The organism is Anabaena sp. UHCC 0253 (assembly GCF_009712085.1).
In the GTDB taxonomy this organism is placed as follows: Bacteria; Cyanobacteriota; Cyanobacteriia; order Cyanobacteriales; family Nostocaceae; genus Dolichospermum.
Genome location: NZ_VILD01000002.1, coordinates 881,785 through 898,964 on the forward strand (window position 1 = coordinate 881,785; position 17,180 = coordinate 898,964).

At 36.6% G+C, this 17,180-nt stretch carries 16 protein-coding genes; 11 read left to right on the forward strand and 5 right to left on the reverse strand.

Translation table 11 applies throughout. From position 1 onward, the window contains the following. Window positions 1-475 (reverse strand): transposase (locus tag FJR38_RS08215; RefSeq protein ID WP_168536384.1); only part of this gene is annotated, 475 nt, incomplete at its 3' end. Between the two features lie 133 nt (window positions 476-608). On the opposite strand from FJR38_RS08215, the gene FJR38_RS08220 reads away from it, so the two are divergent. The 6 genes from FJR38_RS08220 (at window position 609) to FJR38_RS08245 (ending at window position 6,845) form a co-directional block, all read left to right on the forward strand. Next, window positions 609-749, forward strand: coding sequence for a hypothetical protein (locus FJR38_RS08220; RefSeq protein WP_254449391.1), 141 nt, complete (start codon window positions 609-611; stop codon window positions 747-749). Between the two features lie 168 nt (window positions 750-917). Then, window positions 918-1,247 (forward strand): type II toxin-antitoxin system RelE/ParE family toxin, encoded by a 330-nt coding sequence (locus FJR38_RS08225; RefSeq protein ID WP_168536386.1) that lies wholly within the window; start codon window positions 918-920, stop codon window positions 1,245-1,247. Then, window positions 1,240-2,346, forward strand: a complete 1,107-nt coding sequence (locus tag FJR38_RS08230; RefSeq protein ID WP_168536388.1) for a HigA family addiction module antitoxin — start codon at window positions 1,240-1,242, stop codon at window positions 2,344-2,346. The genes FJR38_RS08225 and FJR38_RS08230 overlap by 8 nt, the downstream gene beginning before the upstream one ends. Before the next feature lie 7 nt (window positions 2,347-2,353). Continuing rightward, window positions 2,354-3,535 (forward strand): restriction endonuclease subunit S, encoded by a 1,182-nt coding sequence (locus FJR38_RS08235; protein WP_168536390.1) that lies wholly within the window; start codon window positions 2,354-2,356, stop codon window positions 3,533-3,535. Between the two features lie 2 nt (window positions 3,536-3,537). After that, the gene (locus tag FJR38_RS08240) at window positions 3,538-6,501 is read left to right on the forward strand and encodes a type I restriction endonuclease subunit R (protein WP_168536392.1); all 2,964 of its coding nucleotides are present in this window, start codon (window positions 3,538-3,540) and stop codon (window positions 6,499-6,501) included. 122 nt (window positions 6,502-6,623) lie between these two features. Next, window positions 6,624-6,845 carry a hypothetical protein gene (locus FJR38_RS08245; RefSeq protein ID WP_168536394.1) on the forward strand — a complete coding sequence of 74 codons (222 nt, stop codon included), beginning with the start codon at window positions 6,624-6,626 and terminating at the stop codon, window positions 6,843-6,845. A gap of 122 nt (window positions 6,846-6,967) precedes the next feature. Here FJR38_RS08245 and FJR38_RS08250 read toward each other — a convergent pair whose 3' ends face one another. Then, window positions 6,968-7,546, reverse strand: a complete 579-nt coding sequence (locus FJR38_RS08250; protein WP_168536396.1) for a hypothetical protein — start codon at window positions 7,544-7,546, stop codon at window positions 6,968-6,970. 92 nt (window positions 7,547-7,638) lie between these two features. On the opposite strand from FJR38_RS08250, the gene FJR38_RS08255 reads away from it, so the two are divergent. Then, window positions 7,639-9,327 carry a hypothetical protein gene (locus FJR38_RS08255; RefSeq protein WP_168536398.1) on the forward strand — a complete coding sequence of 563 codons (1,689 nt, stop codon included), beginning with the start codon at window positions 7,639-7,641 and terminating at the stop codon, window positions 9,325-9,327. 240 nt (window positions 9,328-9,567) lie between these two features. On the opposite strand, the gene FJR38_RS08260 is transcribed toward FJR38_RS08255, so the two are convergent. After that, the gene (locus FJR38_RS08260; protein ID WP_168536400.1) at window positions 9,568-11,721 is read right to left on the reverse strand and encodes a phage/plasmid primase, P4 family; all 2,154 of its coding nucleotides are present in this window, start codon (window positions 11,719-11,721) and stop codon (window positions 9,568-9,570) included. 225 nt (window positions 11,722-11,946) lie between these two features. After that, the gene (locus FJR38_RS08265; RefSeq protein WP_168536402.1) at window positions 11,947-12,255 is read right to left on the reverse strand and encodes a hypothetical protein; all 309 of its coding nucleotides are present in this window, start codon (window positions 12,253-12,255) and stop codon (window positions 11,947-11,949) included. Window positions 12,256-13,021: 766 nt separating this feature from the next. Here FJR38_RS08265 and FJR38_RS08270 point away from each other — a divergent pair. Continuing rightward, window positions 13,022-13,354, forward strand: coding sequence for a CU044_2847 family protein (locus FJR38_RS08270; protein ID WP_168536404.1), 333 nt, complete (start codon window positions 13,022-13,024; stop codon window positions 13,352-13,354). A gap of 62 nt (window positions 13,355-13,416) precedes the next feature. Then, on the forward strand, window positions 13,417-14,241 hold the full coding sequence (locus tag FJR38_RS29265) for a trypsin-like peptidase domain-containing protein (protein WP_371418162.1): 825 nt from the start codon (window positions 13,417-13,419) through the stop codon (window positions 14,239-14,241). 196 nt (window positions 14,242-14,437) lie between these two features. On the opposite strand, the gene FJR38_RS08280 is transcribed toward FJR38_RS29265, so the two are convergent. Beyond that, window positions 14,438-15,679 (reverse strand): ISL3 family transposase, encoded by a 1,242-nt coding sequence (locus tag FJR38_RS08280; RefSeq protein WP_174763906.1) that lies wholly within the window; start codon window positions 15,677-15,679, stop codon window positions 14,438-14,440. A gap of 285 nt (window positions 15,680-15,964) precedes the next feature. Here FJR38_RS08280 and FJR38_RS28990 point away from each other — a divergent pair, with 285 nt between their 5' ends. After that, the gene (locus FJR38_RS28990; protein WP_256366918.1) at window positions 15,965-16,093 is read left to right on the forward strand and encodes a hypothetical protein; all 129 of its coding nucleotides are present in this window, start codon (window positions 15,965-15,967) and stop codon (window positions 16,091-16,093) included. Then, window positions 16,081-17,010: a formylglycine-generating enzyme family protein gene (locus FJR38_RS08285; protein ID WP_168536406.1), complete on the forward strand. Its 930-nt coding sequence runs from the start codon at window positions 16,081-16,083 to the stop codon at window positions 17,008-17,010. The genes FJR38_RS28990 and FJR38_RS08285 overlap by 13 nt, the downstream gene beginning before the upstream one ends. Window positions 17,011-17,180 lie beyond the last annotated feature (170 nt).

Here is a 17,180-nt window from a genome sequence, read left to right on the forward strand (position 1 = left end):
CTTCATCTATTTTTTTCTTCTCCCGCTTCAGCACTAATAACTTTTTTTCTGTTTCTTCCTCACTGATTTTATTTTCATGATTATTAACCATGCTTCTATTCATTCTGTTCACTAATTCTATATCTATTCTTTGTCTAAAATGAACTAACATTGATGCCTCAAATGGTGCTTTATTACTATAGCTATTCAATCCTATAAAGTATTGTAGATATGGATTTTCTCTTATTTGTTCTACTGTTTCTCTATCACTTAAACCCAATCTTTCTTTGATTATTAAAGCTCCTATGGCTATTCGAAAAGACTTTGCTGGTGCGCCTATTTCTATCGTGAATTGTTTCGCATATTGATCTTCAAATTCTGACCACGGAATTAAATTCGCCATTATTACCCATCTATTATCTTCTGCCAATTGTCCCTGAAATGGCAGTTTAAACTTTTCTATAGGGGTAGGTAGAGTCTCCATTTTTCGATACATTTTCTATGTTTTTGTGAGGATTTTTACCCATTTTACCCGATTGCCTTGCACTTTTTTCCCATTTATAGACTTCAATCACTATTTATACAAGGGTTTCAGCTTTAATCAGCAAGCCCTATCTATTCCGCTGTATGTGCGGCGAAAAACAGCTAATAGCCAAACAGAGGAAGTAAAGACACTAGCTGAAGTTTGGGATAATTGGGAACAAGGCAGTAGAGCTTTTTGGCTAGAAATGGATGCTTTAGTTGATATGCTGGATTCTTTGGAGACATGAAAAATATTTACCAATATGGTAAAGTATTCTTTGATATCAGCCTTTTCATGGATATAACAAATTTCTTTACCAAAACGGTAAAGGATTATATTAATTGATATGATATCTTCTCTGGAATATAACAAATTTCTTTACCAAAATGGTAAACTTGTATTAGACCACTAGCAAATGGAAATCACCTTCGCTGACAGCAAACTGCAAAAACTATGCGAGCAGGAAAAACTAGCGCAAAGAACATTGGGTGCAAACTGTACCAAGAAATTGAGAACCCAGTTGATGATGATTGGTGTTGCTAGTTGTGTCACAGAATTAGTTATAGGCCATCCCCATCCCTTAAAAGGAGATCGGGCAGGTGAATTTGCAGTAAATCTGGAAGGTGGTAAACGACTTGTATTTAAGCCTGATAACGACCCCATCCCCTTGACTGAGGATGGAAGTATTGATTGGTCAAAAGTTACTGCTGTTTGTATTGTTTTCATTGGAGATTACCATGACTAAGACCACCCGACCCTTTACTCCCGATTGGGTATCTTCCCCTGGTGACGCGATCGCTGAATTCTTAGAAGAGCGTGATTGGACACAAGCACAATTGGCAGAGCGTTTAGGCTATACTACCAAACATATCAGTTTACTCATTAACGGCAAAGCATCTCTAAATGAAGAAACAGCCCTAAAGCTAGAACGAGTTTTAGGAAGTACAGCCGCATTTTGGCTCAGATATGAAGCCCAATATCGCGCTGCTTTAGCTAAGAAAGAAGAAGAAAGCCGCTTACAGGGGTGGACATCTTGGTTAGATCAGTTACCAGTTAAAGAGTTGATGAACCAAGGTGTAATTCCCAAGTGCATTTTAATTGCTAAGAATAAACCAGGAGTGGTAAAAAATTTATTGCAGTTTTTCGGTGTTGCTTCACCGGAAGATTGGGAGAAATGCTACGGAAGTTTAGAAGTTAATTTTCGTCGCACCCGCGAAGAACAAAGTGATGTTGGTGCTATTTCTGCATGGTTACGTTTGGGGGAAATAGAAGCAGAAAAATTAGATTGTCCTAAATACAGTAAATCAAAGTTTGAAAAAGCGGTGCGGGAAATTCGCACTTTGACGGTGTTACCACCAGCAGAATTTGAACCACGAATGCAACAATTATGCCGAGAATCTGGGGTTGTGTTGGTTTTAGTACCTGCAATTAAAGGAGCGCACGTTAGTGGTGTAGCGCGATGGTTAAATCCCCATAAGGCACTAATTCAACTTTCACTTTACGGTAAAAGTAATGATCGCTTTTGGTTCAATTTCTTCCATGAAGCTGCACATATCTTATTACATAATAAGGAAAATATTTTTCTTGATGAATGGGATAACGGGGAAAATTTGGAATCTGAACAAGAACGGGAAGCTGATCAATGGTCGCGGGAATTTTTGATACCTTCTGAATATGAAGGAGAGTTAGCGCAACTTAAATCTAAAGCTGATGTTGTTGATTTTGCAGTGCGTATTGGTATTCATTCTGGAATTGTGGTCGGTCGCTTGCAACATGATCATCTAATAGATCGCTCTTGGATGAATGGTTTGAAGGAGAGTTTTTGTTTTCAAGGGGTAGAATAAGTTCAAGATGATACAAGCCGATACATTAAAACCAGGGTGGAAGTTAGTAAAGTTTGGGGATGTGGTACGCCTCAGTAAAGAACGTGCTGCTAAATCAGAAATAGAAAGTATTGAGCGATATGTGGGACTTGAGCATATTGATCCTGAAGATTTACGGATTCGGCGCTGGGGACTTGTAGCAGAAGGAATCACTTTTACTAGCAAATTTAAGCCTGGACAGGTTTTATTTGGTAAGCGTCGAGCCTATCAGCGAAAGGTGGCTGTGGCTGATTTTGAGGGGGTTTGTTCTGGTGATATTTATGTTTTTGAAAGTGCTAATCCGAAAGTTTTGCTTCCTGAACTTTTACCGTTTATTTGTCAAACAGATCGGTTTTTTGAATATGCTGTAGGAACTTCAGCCGGTTCACTTTCACCAAGAACAAATTGGACAAGTTTGGCTAAATTTGAGTTTGTATTACCACATCCAGAAGAGCAAAAAGAAATTACCAAGCTATTAATAGAAACACAAAATGTTATTGGTGCATATCAAAAATTTTTAGATAATACATTGATGTTATGTTCTTCCATTCTTGCATCTGAATTTAATCCTGAAAAATATACTCCATATCCTCTAGCTAATTTTTGTGATGGTGGGAATGGTATCCAAATTGGTCCGTTTGGCGCTCAACTGCATCAGTCTGACTATACGACTGAGGGAGTACCAGTAGTTATGCCTGCAAATATGCGAAATGATCAAATTGATGATACTGAGATTGCAAGAGTTTCTGAACAAAAAGCCAAAACTCTGAAAGTTCACCAAGTAAAAGCTAATGACATTTTGCTCCCCCGACGAGGAGAATTAGACCGCCGAGCATATGTCAAAGTCTGTAATGAAGGATGGCTCTGTGGAACAGGTTCAATTCGGATTCGTGTTGATAAAACAGTTCCATCTAAAGCAGTGTTTTATGCAATATCGTCTGTTCATTGTGTCAGATGGCTAAAAGGTAATGCAGTTGGTACAACAATGCTAAATCTTAATAGCAAAATTGTTAATTCCCTTCCAATAGCCCTACCACCAGAGGAAATTCTGAAAGAAGTAGTTTTTTTGTTAGATACATTAGAAAACAAAATAGTCTTAATATTTAAACGTTTGAAGGAAATGCGATATTTAAAATCTTTTTTACTATCTAAAATACTCAAAGATATTTAATTATGTTCAATGAAGCTAACACCGTCGAAGCCTTTATTCGTGATATCCTCTGCGGGAAAATCACCCAAACTGCACCACCTCAACCTGGCTTATCACGCAAAAACAGAAAAATTAACGGTGTTGGTTGGAACTACCTCCCCTCACAAAATATCCCCCGTCAACCTCAAGAAGTCTTTGTTGAAACCTTTGTCCGTGATGCCTTAATTCGCCTCAACCCAGAAATCACCGCCAAACCTAACCTAGCAGAAGAAGTCCTCTACCGCTTACGGGCAATAGTGCTATCAGTCCGCAGTGATGGACTCATCCGGGCTAACGAAGAGTTTACCATCTGGTTACGGGGCGATCGCACCATGCCCTTTGGCCATAACCACGAACACACAACAGTCCGCCTCATAGACTTTGACAACCTAGAAAATAATCAATACATCCTCACCACCCAATACACCTACCGCGCTGGGACAGAAGAACGTCGAGCGGATTTAGTGCTGTTAGTTAATGGTTTTCCCCTCGTTGTCATTGAAGCTAAAACCCCCGTCAGAAAAGCAGTAACTTGGGTAGATGGGGCATTACAAGTACATGACGACTATGAAAAAAACGTCCCAGAATTGTTTGCTTGTAACGTCTTCAGTGTAGCTACAGAAGGTAAAGAATTACGCTATGGTTCAATCCGTATGCCCGTAGACCTGTGGGGGCCTTTGCGAACAGATGACAATATACCTCTGTCCAGTTTAGCAGCCCTCAAAGATGCGATCGCTTCCCTACATAGTCCCGCAGTTATTTTAGATATCCTCAATTACTTCACCTTATTTGCCACTGATAAGAAAAAACGCCGCATCAAAATTATTTGTCGCTATCAACAATACGAAGCTGTAAACAAGATAGTTGAGCGTGTAGTGGCAGGTAGACCCAAAAAAGGCTTAATTTGGCATTTCCAAGGCTCAGGTAAATCCCTGTTAATGGTATTTGCTGCTCAAAAAATGCGGATGCGATCGCAATTACGAAACCCTACCGTCATCATCGTAGTAGATCGCCTTGATTTAGATGCTCAAATTAGCTCCACTTTTCACGCTTCCGATATTCCCAACTTAGTCAAAGCGGAAACCTGTGATGAGTTAGAAAAACTCCTCAAACAAGACACCCGCAAAATTATTATTACTACTATTTTTAGATTTGGGGAAGCAAAAGGAGTTCTTAACCCCCGTGAAAATATTATTGTCCTAGTAGATGAAGCCCATCGCACCCAAGAAGGCGATTTAGGGATGAAAATGCGAGCAGCATTACCACAGGCTTTCTTATTCGGTTTTACAGGTACACCCATCAACCAAAGAGATAGAAACACCTTCTATGCGTTTGGTGCAGAAGAAGATGAACGTGGCTATATGAGTCGCTATGGGTTTGAAGAATCTATCCGTGATGGAGCTACACTGCCTCTGCATTTTGAACCCCGTTTAGTAGAACTGCATATAGATAAAGATGCCATAGACCAAGCCTACTCAGAATTAACAGGTGAATTATCAGAATTAGATCGAGAAACTCTCACCAAAGCAGTTTCTAAAATGGCTGTACTGGTGAAAGTCCCAGATAGGATTACTAATATCTGTGCAGACATAGCCCAACATTACCTACAGAAAGTAGCTCCCAATGGCTTTAAAGGTATGGTTGTTACCTACGATCAAGAATGCTGTTTATTGTATAAAGCAGAATTAGATAAACACTTACCCCCAGAAGCCAGTGAAATAGTTATTTCTGCCACAGGCAAAGATGAGAGATTGAAACCCTATCACCGGAATCGAGATCAAGAAGAAAAATTATTAGATAGATATCGTGATGCCAAAGATCCTCTAAAAATTATCATCGTCACTGCCAAATTACTTACAGGATTTGATGCGCCTATTCTCCAAGCGATGTATTTGGATAAACCTTTAAAAGCCCATACCTTACTCCAAGCCATCTGTCGGACTAATCGCACCTATGGCAATACAAAAACACATGGTTTAGTAGTAGATTATCTGGGTGTATTTGATGATGTAGCCCAAGCATTAGACTTTGACGAACAAGGTTTTCAGCAAGTCGTTTCTGGAATTAATACTTTAAAAAATGAACTTCCAGGAGCAGTACAAAAATGTTTAGCATATTTCCCAGGAGTAGATAGAAATCTGAGTGGATATGAAGGATTAATTGCTGCTCAAGATTGTTTACCTAATAATAATGTCCGTGATAACTTTGCTGCTGATTACAACAACCTAACTAAATTATGGGAAGCAATATCACCAGATCCTATTCTCATTAATTACCAAACAGATTATAAATGGCTATCTCAAGTTTACATTTCTGTTCAACCAACAACAGGCATGGGTAAACTTTTATGGCACGCCCTTGGAGCAAAAACAATTGAATTAATCCATCAAAATGTACGAGTAGAAGCAGTCCGTGATGATTTGGAAGAAATTATTTTAGATGCTGAATTATTAGAAGTAGTTTTAAATTCTTCAGACCCCAGAAAGAAAGCTAAGGAAATTGAAATCAAAGTTGCCACAAGACTACGCCAACATATTAATAATCCCCGTTTCCGAGCTTTATCAGAACGTTTAGAAGCCCTAAAAGAACGCCATGAACAAGGACAAATTCACAGCGTAGCTTTCCTCAAAGATTTACTTGATTTAGCTCGTGATTTGCTACAAACAGAAAAAGACACTCCACCAGAGGTAGAAGACGATAGAGGTAAAGCAGCTTTAACAGAGTTATTTTTAGAAGTTCGCAATGAGCAAACACCAAAAATGGTGGAACGAATTGTTAATGATATTGATGAAATAGTCAGATTAGTACGCTTCCCTGGTTGGCAGAAAACCAGCGCAGGTGAGAGGGAAGTGAAACAGGCTTTGCGAAAGACTTTGTTTAAATATAAGTTGCACCAAGATAAGGAGCTTTTTGAGAAGGCTTATGGTTATATCAGGCAGTATTATTGAGAAAGTAAATTCAGTTTATTTATCGCTATGTCGTTTTTATAAAAATTGACAATATATTAAAAATATTGCTATAAGAAATGCAATGAGTATTTTCTTTTTTCTAAGAACTAAAAGCACGAATTATGGCTAAACCATTTTACAAAAACTTAAAAACAGGAAATTACGGTATTTTAGAGGGTGATAATCTTTTCATTACACCAGGTTCTGTTGATAGTTATTTAACTCTTAGACTATTAGTTGGTGTAGGTGGAATAGTTGAACGAAGTCATAGAACTGAGCAAGTTAATGCAAAAGATTTAATAGAAGTTACTCCGAATGAAGTTGAAAGAGCTTTATTAGATTAATAATACCTGTGAAATTACTATAGCAATCCTAAATGATTTATGGAGACTTTCTATTTCCTGTTACTTTCCTCCACAGATAAGTTCAAAACTCAAATAGGATTGCTATATGTTCCACTAAATATTTAGTAGCTGCTGGAAGCTTGGCACTGAAAATAATCTTTTAATGGTGCAATAAAAACTTTACCTCGACTTGTGCCTTGAAAGATGTGTTTTTCACGGTATGGAGATTCCATAAACTCTCCATAGCAACAAACAATTACGTCAGCCTCATTTGCTTTATTCAGTACATCTTGGTTAAAGTGGTTTCCTAATTGTTTCATTTCATTTTCAAAGGTAACTATTTGCCCTTTGTATTTCTGACTTAAAACACTATTATCATCTTGAAATTGTTCCAATTCACTATACTTAACAGAATCTTGATGCAGGTTTTCTGATACATATAGCAATGGATTATAGTGAACTAACAAAATTGAAATTGCTTGATTGCAAGATATCTCTAACCAATTAAGAGGTTCTTTAGGTATGAGATTTACTTTAAATTCTGCAAAAAAATGTCCAGGGTTATGTTGATCTATCAAGGAAGTATCTTTAGTTCCAACTCGAAGACCTTCTTGATTTTCTACGAACTTTAGACCAACTGGATTCCACTGACTAGCTATCTCGTAATCGTGATCTGTTGTGTAATTAAAACGATGCAGCATAAAGTTTATCAGTTATAATTATCTGTGACAAGATTAGATTATACCAGTTCTTAATTATCATTGGTTAATCACAAAAGTTAGGAGGAAATTTTATGAGCCTACGTGAATGGTTTCAATATCTGGATAAAGATAAATCACCTTACAATCCTACTATTGGAACTACAATTACCATTGAGAGATTCTGGCGGCATGAAGTCAGTACATTCAACTCTCCAGATTGGAGAAAAGAAGAATGGTTAATACGCTCTGCTCTTGTTCCAGTTGATCAATTAAATGCAGCAGTAAGTGAGATTACATCAACTCATGCTTTATCTTTTGAGATGGGTTGGAGTTCTTCAGATGAATTTAGTTTTGGTAACTATGCTCAATATGGAGATATCCAATTATGTCCTCTCAGCTTATTGATAAAACATCCAGTTACCGAAGATTACACAATTGAACTAAGTCGGGAATTTACTATTTACCATGCTTTACAAAAAAGAAATGACACACAGTATTATCATCCAATAGATAATCTTCAGGTAGCTGAGACGTATCTTGAGTCTCATGATATTTATGATCCTACTGCTAATGTAATCATTCATAGGGATTACTTACGAGACTTTTTATCAGCAGTAAACATGGGATTACTCATTTCTGTAACTGCCGATCGCTTTGCCAACGCACCAAGCGAAGAAGAACTTGAGCTTGAACAAATTCAAGATAATTACATTGATGAGTTTACATCGCTTTCAACTATCATACATACACCTGAATCCACTCATAAAAATCATTTTATGGGGCGCTCAACTCTTCGACGTAACTTCATAATAGAACCGTATGATAAACCTAAATTCCAACGAAGTCCTTGGCACTACTTTGGAACAATTCCAGAAGAGGAGTTACCAAGTTTTATAGTAAACAGTGAAGGTAAGAGACAAACTTTACCAAGAAATACTTACCTGGGTAATTATATTAGTAATGGCATTGGAAATTATGGGTATTTATATTTCCGCCCAGATGTTTTACAAAAATATTTACAGGGTTCTGGATACAGTGTTTTCTTTCATATGCGAAATTGGGGAGTAGCTTCCTTACCTGGCAATAGAGGCACAATTGATGTAGGAATAAATTCACAAGGACTCGTTAATGCTTTTGCTCCAGATATAGCGGATCTAGATTTTTCTGAACAAGCCTATTGGGCATCATTTTCTTCATTACCCAGTGGTGAAATTTGTGAAGAGATGTTTGAAACCAGAATGCAACAGAATCCACCTCATTCACCAGGAGTCACCGAGTTAGTTGAGGATGTATGCTCTCAAGTTAGTATTGTTTTCCACAACCAATTTTCTGTTGATATGTTCAACCATATAAAACCAAGCAAGCAAGACCTATGTAGGTTGAGCATAGGTCCCATTACCAATGAATATGATGAGGTTTTGAAACTAGCCAAAATTCTTTATGAATGGGTTATTGAAACCATGCAAATTGATTCTCTTCGCAGTGCTTTAACTACTTTAGGAGGAAAAGTAGACAAGCAATTAAGGCAGATTAAGCTCTTGGAAAGAATTTTGATAGTTAAAGGTTTAGATGAAAATCAAGCCCGAAAAATAACTGCTCCTCTTGTTGGTTTAAATGAACTTCGTATAGGATCGGCACACATTGGTAACACCGAATTAGAACCTGTTTTTAAGTTAATGGGAGAATCAAAAATCCCACCAACACCAAGAGTTGCCTGGAATTTATGTGTAGATGCTGTAGTCAGTTCTCTAAACTTGATCAAGACTACTTTAGAAACTTAGAGGTAAATTTGAAAACTAAAACTTTTTCATTTTCACCCTGCACACCCTGCATAGCAGTAATCAATTATAGCTGAAAGCCTTGCTCTAACTAATTTATGGGGTAATGCAGTATGGGTTTTTCCTCCCTGCATCATCCTGCATACCCCACAAAATACTCTGCATCCTTCAATCCCTTACGCAATCAGGTTTTTGAACACTAAAATGCAGGAAGTGAAGGGTGTGCAGGGTAAAAAGTAAATTTTATTTTGAATGAGACTGATGGATAATGGATTCGATGAATCCGCCAGAATTATCCCGTTTAAGCCCCCGAATTACAAAACCACTGCTAGTTTTAACCTTTTCCAGTTTCCCCCGTCCTAGACGGATAATTTCTGGGCTGAAATCCCTGTGACTATGGTATTTAGATGATATCATCTGGCAATACTTCCAATAATCACCATAGAGTTGTTCAGTTTTGTTTTTGTCTGCACCAATAGAAATCTGATTATTTGGATCATAGACATAATTACTATTCAACCAATCAGCAACAGAATTTATTTGTAGTAAAAATTCCATTTCATTTTGCTCTCTGACTCCACTTTCATCAACCTTGTTAATTAGGGTATGAGTAATTTCTTCTTCAGAAATACTCAGTAGATAATTAGTGAAGCCAGATATCTGTGTACAAAGTTTTGCTAAAAAATCAGTATCGGTTTTTGGCACTACCCGATTGAATTTAAAAAGAATCATCCGTCTCTCTATTCCTAAATCATCCTCAGTAAAAACAAGTTGATTGGCAGTTATCATTACCATTCCTTTGTATATCGCTGTGAAAGAAGTTTTATATTTTTCCTCAATACTAAGTTTATCTCCTCCAGTGATATTTTTGAATTTTTCTATGTTGCCTCGATAAGGATCAGCATCATTGATACAAACTAATCGTTTATCATAAATCTTTCCTGTTTGAAATTGATTATTGTTCAAAGAAGGGAGAGTTAAACTATGACAAAACATTTTACCGACTAATTCTGTAGCTAATTTCATCGCTGTAGATTTACCAGTTCCTCCTAAACCAATAATTAAGGCAAATCTTTGAAGTGGCCACATACCCCTTAATACTGCTGCATACCAGCACAAAAGTAAGTGTTTTTGGTGATCATTATCTTCAAATACAAAATTCATCCATTCCTGAATAACACTCCAATCTTTAGTATTGATATCATGTTCTCTATCAATAATGTTCAAGAAGCAATAATCCGGTGAATGAGGAATAATTTGGTGACTTTTTAAATCTAATACACCATTTTTAAAGGGAAGTAAATGTTTAGGTGGTTCATTCCATTTATGACACAATAACTCAATTTTTAACAAATTTATTATTCCTTCTGGATAGCTGGAATTAAATCCTAAATCGGGATACAGTGCTTTTATTTCCCTGATAATCACTTGGAGTATTTTTTCCTTACTGGCTATACTCCAATAGCCATCTTCATATTTCATCCATTGACTAATTTGTGAATCAAATTTTAACGTCGTGCATTTAGGAGCAATAATTTCTGCTATTGATGATTGTTCTAGCAATTTATTTTTCTGAATTTTATTAGTTTGATCATTGAGGGCTTGGTTTTCAAATTCATTAATGTCTTGTGCTGCTGCAATTGCAACTTCAAATTCTGCCTTACCATTAGCAACTAAAAAATCATCCATTCCCTTACCCCTAGATTCTTCCCAAATGACTATATAAACATTACATCCTTGCTCACGTAGGACTTTACCCAACCTAAGTAGGGCTTTTTTAACAGAACTTTTGCGAACAATATCTGAATCAAAACAGATGTATATAACTCTTCCTCGTTTAGCAAATATTGCTAAATTACTGACTAACTTGCCTTCATCCAAACCCATTTCTACCCCTAATAATGCCAATGTGGGGTATTGATATGTTAGTCCTGCTCCAGCTTTTTTACATCCTTCAGTTATGAAAATTGGTATAGAAATATTTTGAATAATTTCTAACCAATAGCGTGGATTTCCTGTATTTAAACAGATAGCATCATATTGAGCTTTAGAGGAAAGATATTTAGCTGGTTTATTTGAGTTGGGAAATTTTAAAGGCTTATTTGGCTTAAATTGTCCGTGCATCTTTCCCATTGGTAATCCATTTCTGGGATTGATTCCGCTACACCACCAACCAGGTGAATGAGGGTATTTTGGCCAATCTAAATACTTTGCTATTTCTTCCCTATTTTTCAATGTTTTAACATTGAGACGAGTGATTTCTTCCGAAACTCCACTTCCCTTCACCCATTCTTCTAAATGTTGTGGTGATAGGGTATTACACTCTTCATTAGATGATGAGATAGGTGAATTAGAGACAACGTTGTTGTCAAAATCGTCGTTATTTGATATAATCATTGTGAATTTTTATGATAATCAGAGCCATAAGTTGTGCAACAATAGTTGCTAACTAATGGCTTTTTTTGTGCAATGAACATAGGTAACAAAACATTACTTGACTAGCAAGTATTGTTTTACTTCCTGTTTGATATGATGTGGTGAACAATTTGCTTTTGATTTATCCGAATTTATCATCTGTATTATTCGGATAAACAAAATTGCGTTTAGTCTAAATTACTTCTTCTAAGCACGATTTCGCTTTCTTTTCGGCTGACTAGAAGGTAAACTAGCTAAATAATTATCAATTGCTCTCAAGTGGGCTTGAGGATTACTAATATGGTTTTGTACCCAATCTAAAACAAGAGTAATATTATATCTGACAACTCTTGAATTAAGGGTAATCCAATGGATATCCTTCTGCAATTTTTTCTGAAGTCTATATCTCTTCAATGTGTCACCCGATAAACCAGTTAATTTAGACGCTACCTGCTTAGTAACAAACTGATAATATTGGGAATTTGAATTGGATGTGTCGAATGTTGAATTGCCCATATAAGAGTAATTATTTTGCTCCTAAATATGTGAATAATCATGCTCTCAATTGCAATTAATGTTGCAATTGAGGGATTTTTGTAGTTTCAATCAGCTTATCTAAGGAAAGTGGTGAATGGTTTTTTTTGCTAACTTTTACTAATTTTGTAAAGAAACTTAAAAATGAAGAGCAATCTAGCAAACAGCAAATATCAGTCTTGACTGGGTTAGTACGTGAGTATGAGACTCCAGTAAGCAAAGTGTAATTATTCTGGAGCTACCCCTAAGAAATTTGTATGTAATTTAAAATACACTAGTTTACAAAGCTAGTGCAGTATTGGAATTCGTATTATTAATAATTTAACCACTATTAATAAGATTGTGGAAATTTATGTGTATTACACAATGAAGTGCGGAAAGTCGGTTTGAACTTTATTTAAACCACAGCTTACTTAGATTCTTTAAAGTTAAGCTTTGACTAACAAATTGGGGTAAAATTTAGACATAAGTCCTAAATTGCTTGTAAAACAAAGGTTGCTAAAGGTCTGCAAGACCTCCATCCCCCGGTTCAAATCCGGGTGTCGCCTTTGAGAAAAACCAACGAAAATCAAGCAATTCAAGGCTTTTAGCAATAAGAACAGGGAGGGGTATCATGCTCCTCCCTTAATTTTTTGGGGTAAGTTTGGGGTAAATTCAGCTAGGTGTATATTAGTGCAGTTTTTTACAGTTCAAATATGCTGATAATGTTTTATATTTAACATTGCATAGCCTAATTGACAGCATATATATGGCAGAAAAACATTTAGTTGAGTTTACCCTAGAAGATGGGCGTAAATTCTTAGTGGAAGTTGAAGAATCAGAATATACATCTACATATGATATTCAGAGAGCCGCTTTACCATCTGGTCGCATGATTACAGAGGCAAAGCAGAGTTTTGAAGCAGCTATAGAGAATATTAAGCCCGTAGTTGCCAGCATTAGTAACAAATTTAAAGACTTGGGTCCCAAGGAAATGGAAGTCAAGTTTGGAATCAAACTCAGTGCTGATGCTGGAGCTTTTATCACTTCGGTGGGTGGAGAAGTCACCTTTGAGATTACTGTGAAGTGGAGTAATGACTAAGATTAGTATGTTTTATGTCAACTGAAAATTACTTTTAAGTCTTTAGAAGTGCGATCGCTCGCATTTACAATAAAAACGGCAAAGTTGTAGGTGCTGGTTTTTTGGTCAGTCAGTACCATCTGCTTACCTGCGCTCATGTAGTTACAGCCGCTTTGGGTATTACCACTAATACACAAGACTCTCCATCTGAAACTATAGAGGTTGATTTTCCCCTCATTGCCCCTGGACAAAAAGTAACAGCCAAGGTTGTATTTTGGCAACCTGTGAACCCAGGACAAACTAAGGAAGATATTGCGGGATTACAAATAGAAGAGACTCTACCAACGGGTGTGAGTCCTGTACAGCTTGTCACCACATCAGATTATTGGCAGCATAAATTCCGCATCTTTGGTTTTCCCCAAGGACATGATACAGGTGTTTGGGCTGACGGTGAACTGCGTGATATTCAAGCTACTCGCTGGATACAGATAGAAGCCATTAAAGTTCCGGGGTATCAAATTGAGCCGGGTTTTAGCGGTTCTCCTATTTGGGATGAATCATTACAGGGAGTTGTAGGAATGGCTGTAGCCGCAGAGAAAAAGCGAGAAGGAGTAAAAGCGGCATTTATGATACCTACAACGGTATTATTTGAAGCTTGGAGTTTGTTGAATCAATCTATTCAGCAACAATCAATAAACTCATCTCCCTCTTTAAGTCGAGTCCAAGAAATTAAAGCTAGAGAACTGAATAAAAGGTTAGTAATTTTAGAAGGTGATTATGAAGCAGTTTATAACCAATTTAATGAAACACAAAATGCTGAAACTAAAAATCAAATACAGCGACAATTGAACAGACTTGAGCAAGAAATGAATGAAGTTATCGAAAAATTAAAAATGATCGCGTCATAAAAATTCACGGCTACACAAACAAAGTCCACACAAGTGGACTAAAAGAAAAATCAAGAATTGGAAACCCACGCAGGAGGTCACTGAGCTTGTCGAAGTGTGGGTTTTGCCTGTGTAGACGCGGTTTCTAACCGCCCGTTTAATCAAGCCATTTTCAAGTTATAAAATGAGGCTCTTCGGTACTTGTTATGCTAAACTATTAAACCAAATGCCAATTTAATAAGCATCTAATTCGGAAATTTTCAAAGTTTTTAAATCCATATCCTGAACGTTTTATTAGTTTAAGCTTGTTATTAATTCCTTCCACAGTACCACTGGTTGTCCTATGATCAAAGTAAGCTATAATTTCCTGATACCAACGAATAATAGTATTATTGCTATTTGGAAAGTATTTTTTAGCTCTCGATAACCACATACCTAATTTAAAAACTCCCGTATACCAATCCTGTGTAGTATTAAATATTTTCCTAATCTTTTCTTTAAATTCGTGCATTTCCTTCAAAATAGGGGAGACATTTTTAACTTGAATAAGTTTCTCTAATTGCTCTTGGGTTAACTTATCTTCATTCTTAAGTAAGGGATATTTACTATTCTTCAATCCAACTAATATTTCTTCATATTTAGATTTGTCTGTTGTATTTGCTTTCTTGATTAAATCTTCAACTTTCCGTTTTTCTCTTTTTCTTTGTGTATCTAGTTCTTTATTTATCTGTGTCATTACATGAAATCTATCGGCTACAACCTGAGCATTTGGCATTAATTCTGTTACTAAAGTTTTATAGCCACTCCATAAATCTATACTGACTTCTTCTATATTTTCTAAAATCTCTGTTCCCCATTCCATAAGGGTTTCTCGGATTATTTCTTGTGTTCGTCCGCTTAAAATTGCAATTAGTTTGCTCTGCTCTAAATCTACTAATACTGCACAATAATTCCCATGTCCTTTCTTCACAGCTATTTCATCAATTCCCAGCCTTTTCAGATTTATAGGTTTTAAGTTTGGTAATTCTGATGATGCGTCTTTTAACATTCTTTCTATTTCATCTTTTGTTACTATACCTTTTGCTGCTACACTATGAATATCATTCTCTAAAACTTCTTGTATTGTCTTATGTGCCAGGCGATTTGTAAAAGTTCTTTTCTTTTTTACAAAATCTAAATCTTTACTAAACGGTTTTTTACATTGTTCACATTTAAACTGTCGGCGATTAATTTCTAAAAATATTTCTTTTTCTCCAAAGGGGAGGTCTTTAATAATATGTCTATGATTTTGATGTAATTTATGGCTGGTTGTGCCACATTTAGGGCAGATAGCAAACGACTTTTCTTGTTCAATTTGTAAAATCATTCCAATTCCGGTGTGAAGGCGATGTGATACAACTTTTACACCGCTTAAATCCAGAATCTCTGTTAGAATTTTAATACCTCTTTTGCCAGTCATAACTTTAAGTTTATCTAAAAATAATTTGGATTGTATTTATAGTTAATAATAAATGCTATTTATATGTCAACCCCTACAAGACCTTTAGTCATTTATTGATGCATATTTTAAGATTATTTAGTGAGTATAGCTAATAGTTTCGCATAACAAGTACCGAAGAGCCAAAACTTATTCAATCAGGTTAATGAGACTTCTGGAAATTGGCTGAAGTTATTAATAGCCAAAACATCTATCAAAACTATTTCTGAAGATAGTCCATTACAAGATTATCTATTTCTGGATTTTATGACTAAACCATCTCTACTGGATCTGAAAGTACCAGAAAAATTTAATCAATTATTGCCAAAATCAAAAATCCAAGTTCTCAAAAAACGCAAATCACCCGCAGAAGATTTTTGCAAATGGTTGGTTTAGGAGGTGTAGGTTTTGTTGCAGCAGTAGCAGGTAATCAGGTTTTGAAACCTAAAACTCCAGAAATTAAAAGAGCTTCTCGTACTTGTACTTTTGATGTACTAACAGTAGATGCTCAAGGAAAAATTAGTAACCGTGTTTCTAGTGAGGCAACGCTTTTTATTGAAGAGTTGGGTAATAATATAACCCTGGAGATGGTGGAGATTCCTGGTGGTTCTTTTACAATGGGTTCACCAGCATCAGAAAAGGGTCGGAGTGATGATGAAGGTTCACAACATGAGGTAAATGTACCTGCTTTTGCTATGGGTAGATTTGCAGTGACTCAGGAGCAGTATCAACAAATTATGGGTAAGAATCCTTCTAATTTTAAAAAAGATGATGGTTCGACTTCGCTCACCAAGCAACGCCCTGTTGAGCAGGTGTCTTGGAATGATGCTGTGGATTTTTGTAAGAAGTTGAGTGAAAAAACTGGGCTTAAATATCGTCTACCCAGTGAGGCAGAATGGGAATATGCTTGCCGTGGAAGGACGACTACACCCTTTCATTTTGGAGAAACGATTACCAGTGACTTAGCTAATTATAGGGGGACTGAGACTTATGCTTCTGAGCCAAAAGGTAAATTCCGTGAAGAGACAATAGAAGTAGGTAGTTTTCCGCCTAATAGCTTTGGCTTGTATGATATGCACGGCAATGTATGGGAATGGTGTCAAGATGATTGGCACGATAATTATACAAATGCGCCTAAATATGGTAGTGCTTGGACAAGTCTAAGCGATAGTGTAAAAGTGCTGCGCGGTGGTTCGTGGTTCAGCAATCCTGAAGGCTGCCGTTCTGCCGACCGCAACTACAACGTTCGCGATGACAGGTTCCTCAATTTCGGTTTTCGCGTTGTCTGTGTTAGTGCGGCGAGGACTCTTTAGCCCTTTGCCCTTTTGCGCTTTTGCGCTCTGCTCTTTCTTTTCTTTACCCCTACGAGCGTAGCGAGACGATTTTTTTTGTCAGAATCAGGATTTACAGGATTTAAGGATTTACAGGATGGTTTTGTTGATAGGTTTTTTGGATTCTGATTTTTATTGATTGTTTAATTGAG

What these genes read in the sequence shown, in the direction of transcription:
- FJR38_RS08225 (WP_168536386.1), top strand. Translation starts at nt 918, where the DNA reads ATGGAAATCACCTTCGCTGACAGCAAACTGCAAAAACTATGCGAGCAG.
- FJR38_RS08230 (WP_168536388.1), top strand. Translation starts at nt 1,240, where the DNA reads ATGACTAAGACCACCCGACCCTTTACTCCCGATTGGGTATCTTCCCCT.
- FJR38_RS08235 (WP_168536390.1), top strand. Translation starts at nt 2,354, where the DNA reads ATGATACAAGCCGATACATTAAAACCAGGGTGGAAGTTAGTAAAGTTT.
- FJR38_RS08240 (WP_168536392.1), top strand. Translation starts at nt 3,538, where the DNA reads ATGTTCAATGAAGCTAACACCGTCGAAGCCTTTATTCGTGATATCCTC.
- FJR38_RS08245 (WP_168536394.1), top strand. Translation starts at nt 6,624, where the DNA reads ATGGCTAAACCATTTTACAAAAACTTAAAAACAGGAAATTACGGTATT.
- FJR38_RS08250 (WP_168536396.1), bottom strand. Translation starts at nt 7,546, where the DNA reads ATGCTGCATCGTTTTAATTACACAACAGATCACGATTACGAGATAGCT.
- FJR38_RS08255 (WP_168536398.1), top strand. Translation starts at nt 7,639, where the DNA reads ATGAGCCTACGTGAATGGTTTCAATATCTGGATAAAGATAAATCACCT.
- FJR38_RS08260 (WP_168536400.1), bottom strand. Translation starts at nt 11,721, where the DNA reads ATGATTATATCAAATAACGACGATTTTGACAACAACGTTGTCTCTAAT.
- FJR38_RS08265 (WP_168536402.1), bottom strand. Translation starts at nt 12,255, where the DNA reads ATGGGCAATTCAACATTCGACACATCCAATTCAAATTCCCAATATTAT.
- FJR38_RS08270 (WP_168536404.1), top strand. Translation starts at nt 13,022, where the DNA reads ATGGCAGAAAAACATTTAGTTGAGTTTACCCTAGAAGATGGGCGTAAA.
- FJR38_RS08280 (WP_174763906.1), bottom strand. Translation starts at nt 15,679, where the DNA reads ATGACTGGCAAAAGAGGTATTAAAATTCTAACAGAGATTCTGGATTTA.
- FJR38_RS28990 (WP_256366918.1), top strand. Translation starts at nt 15,965, where the DNA reads ATGACTAAACCATCTCTACTGGATCTGAAAGTACCAGAAAAATTTAAT.
- FJR38_RS08285 (WP_168536406.1), top strand. Translation starts at nt 16,081, where the DNA reads ATGGTTGGTTTAGGAGGTGTAGGTTTTGTTGCAGCAGTAGCAGGTAAT.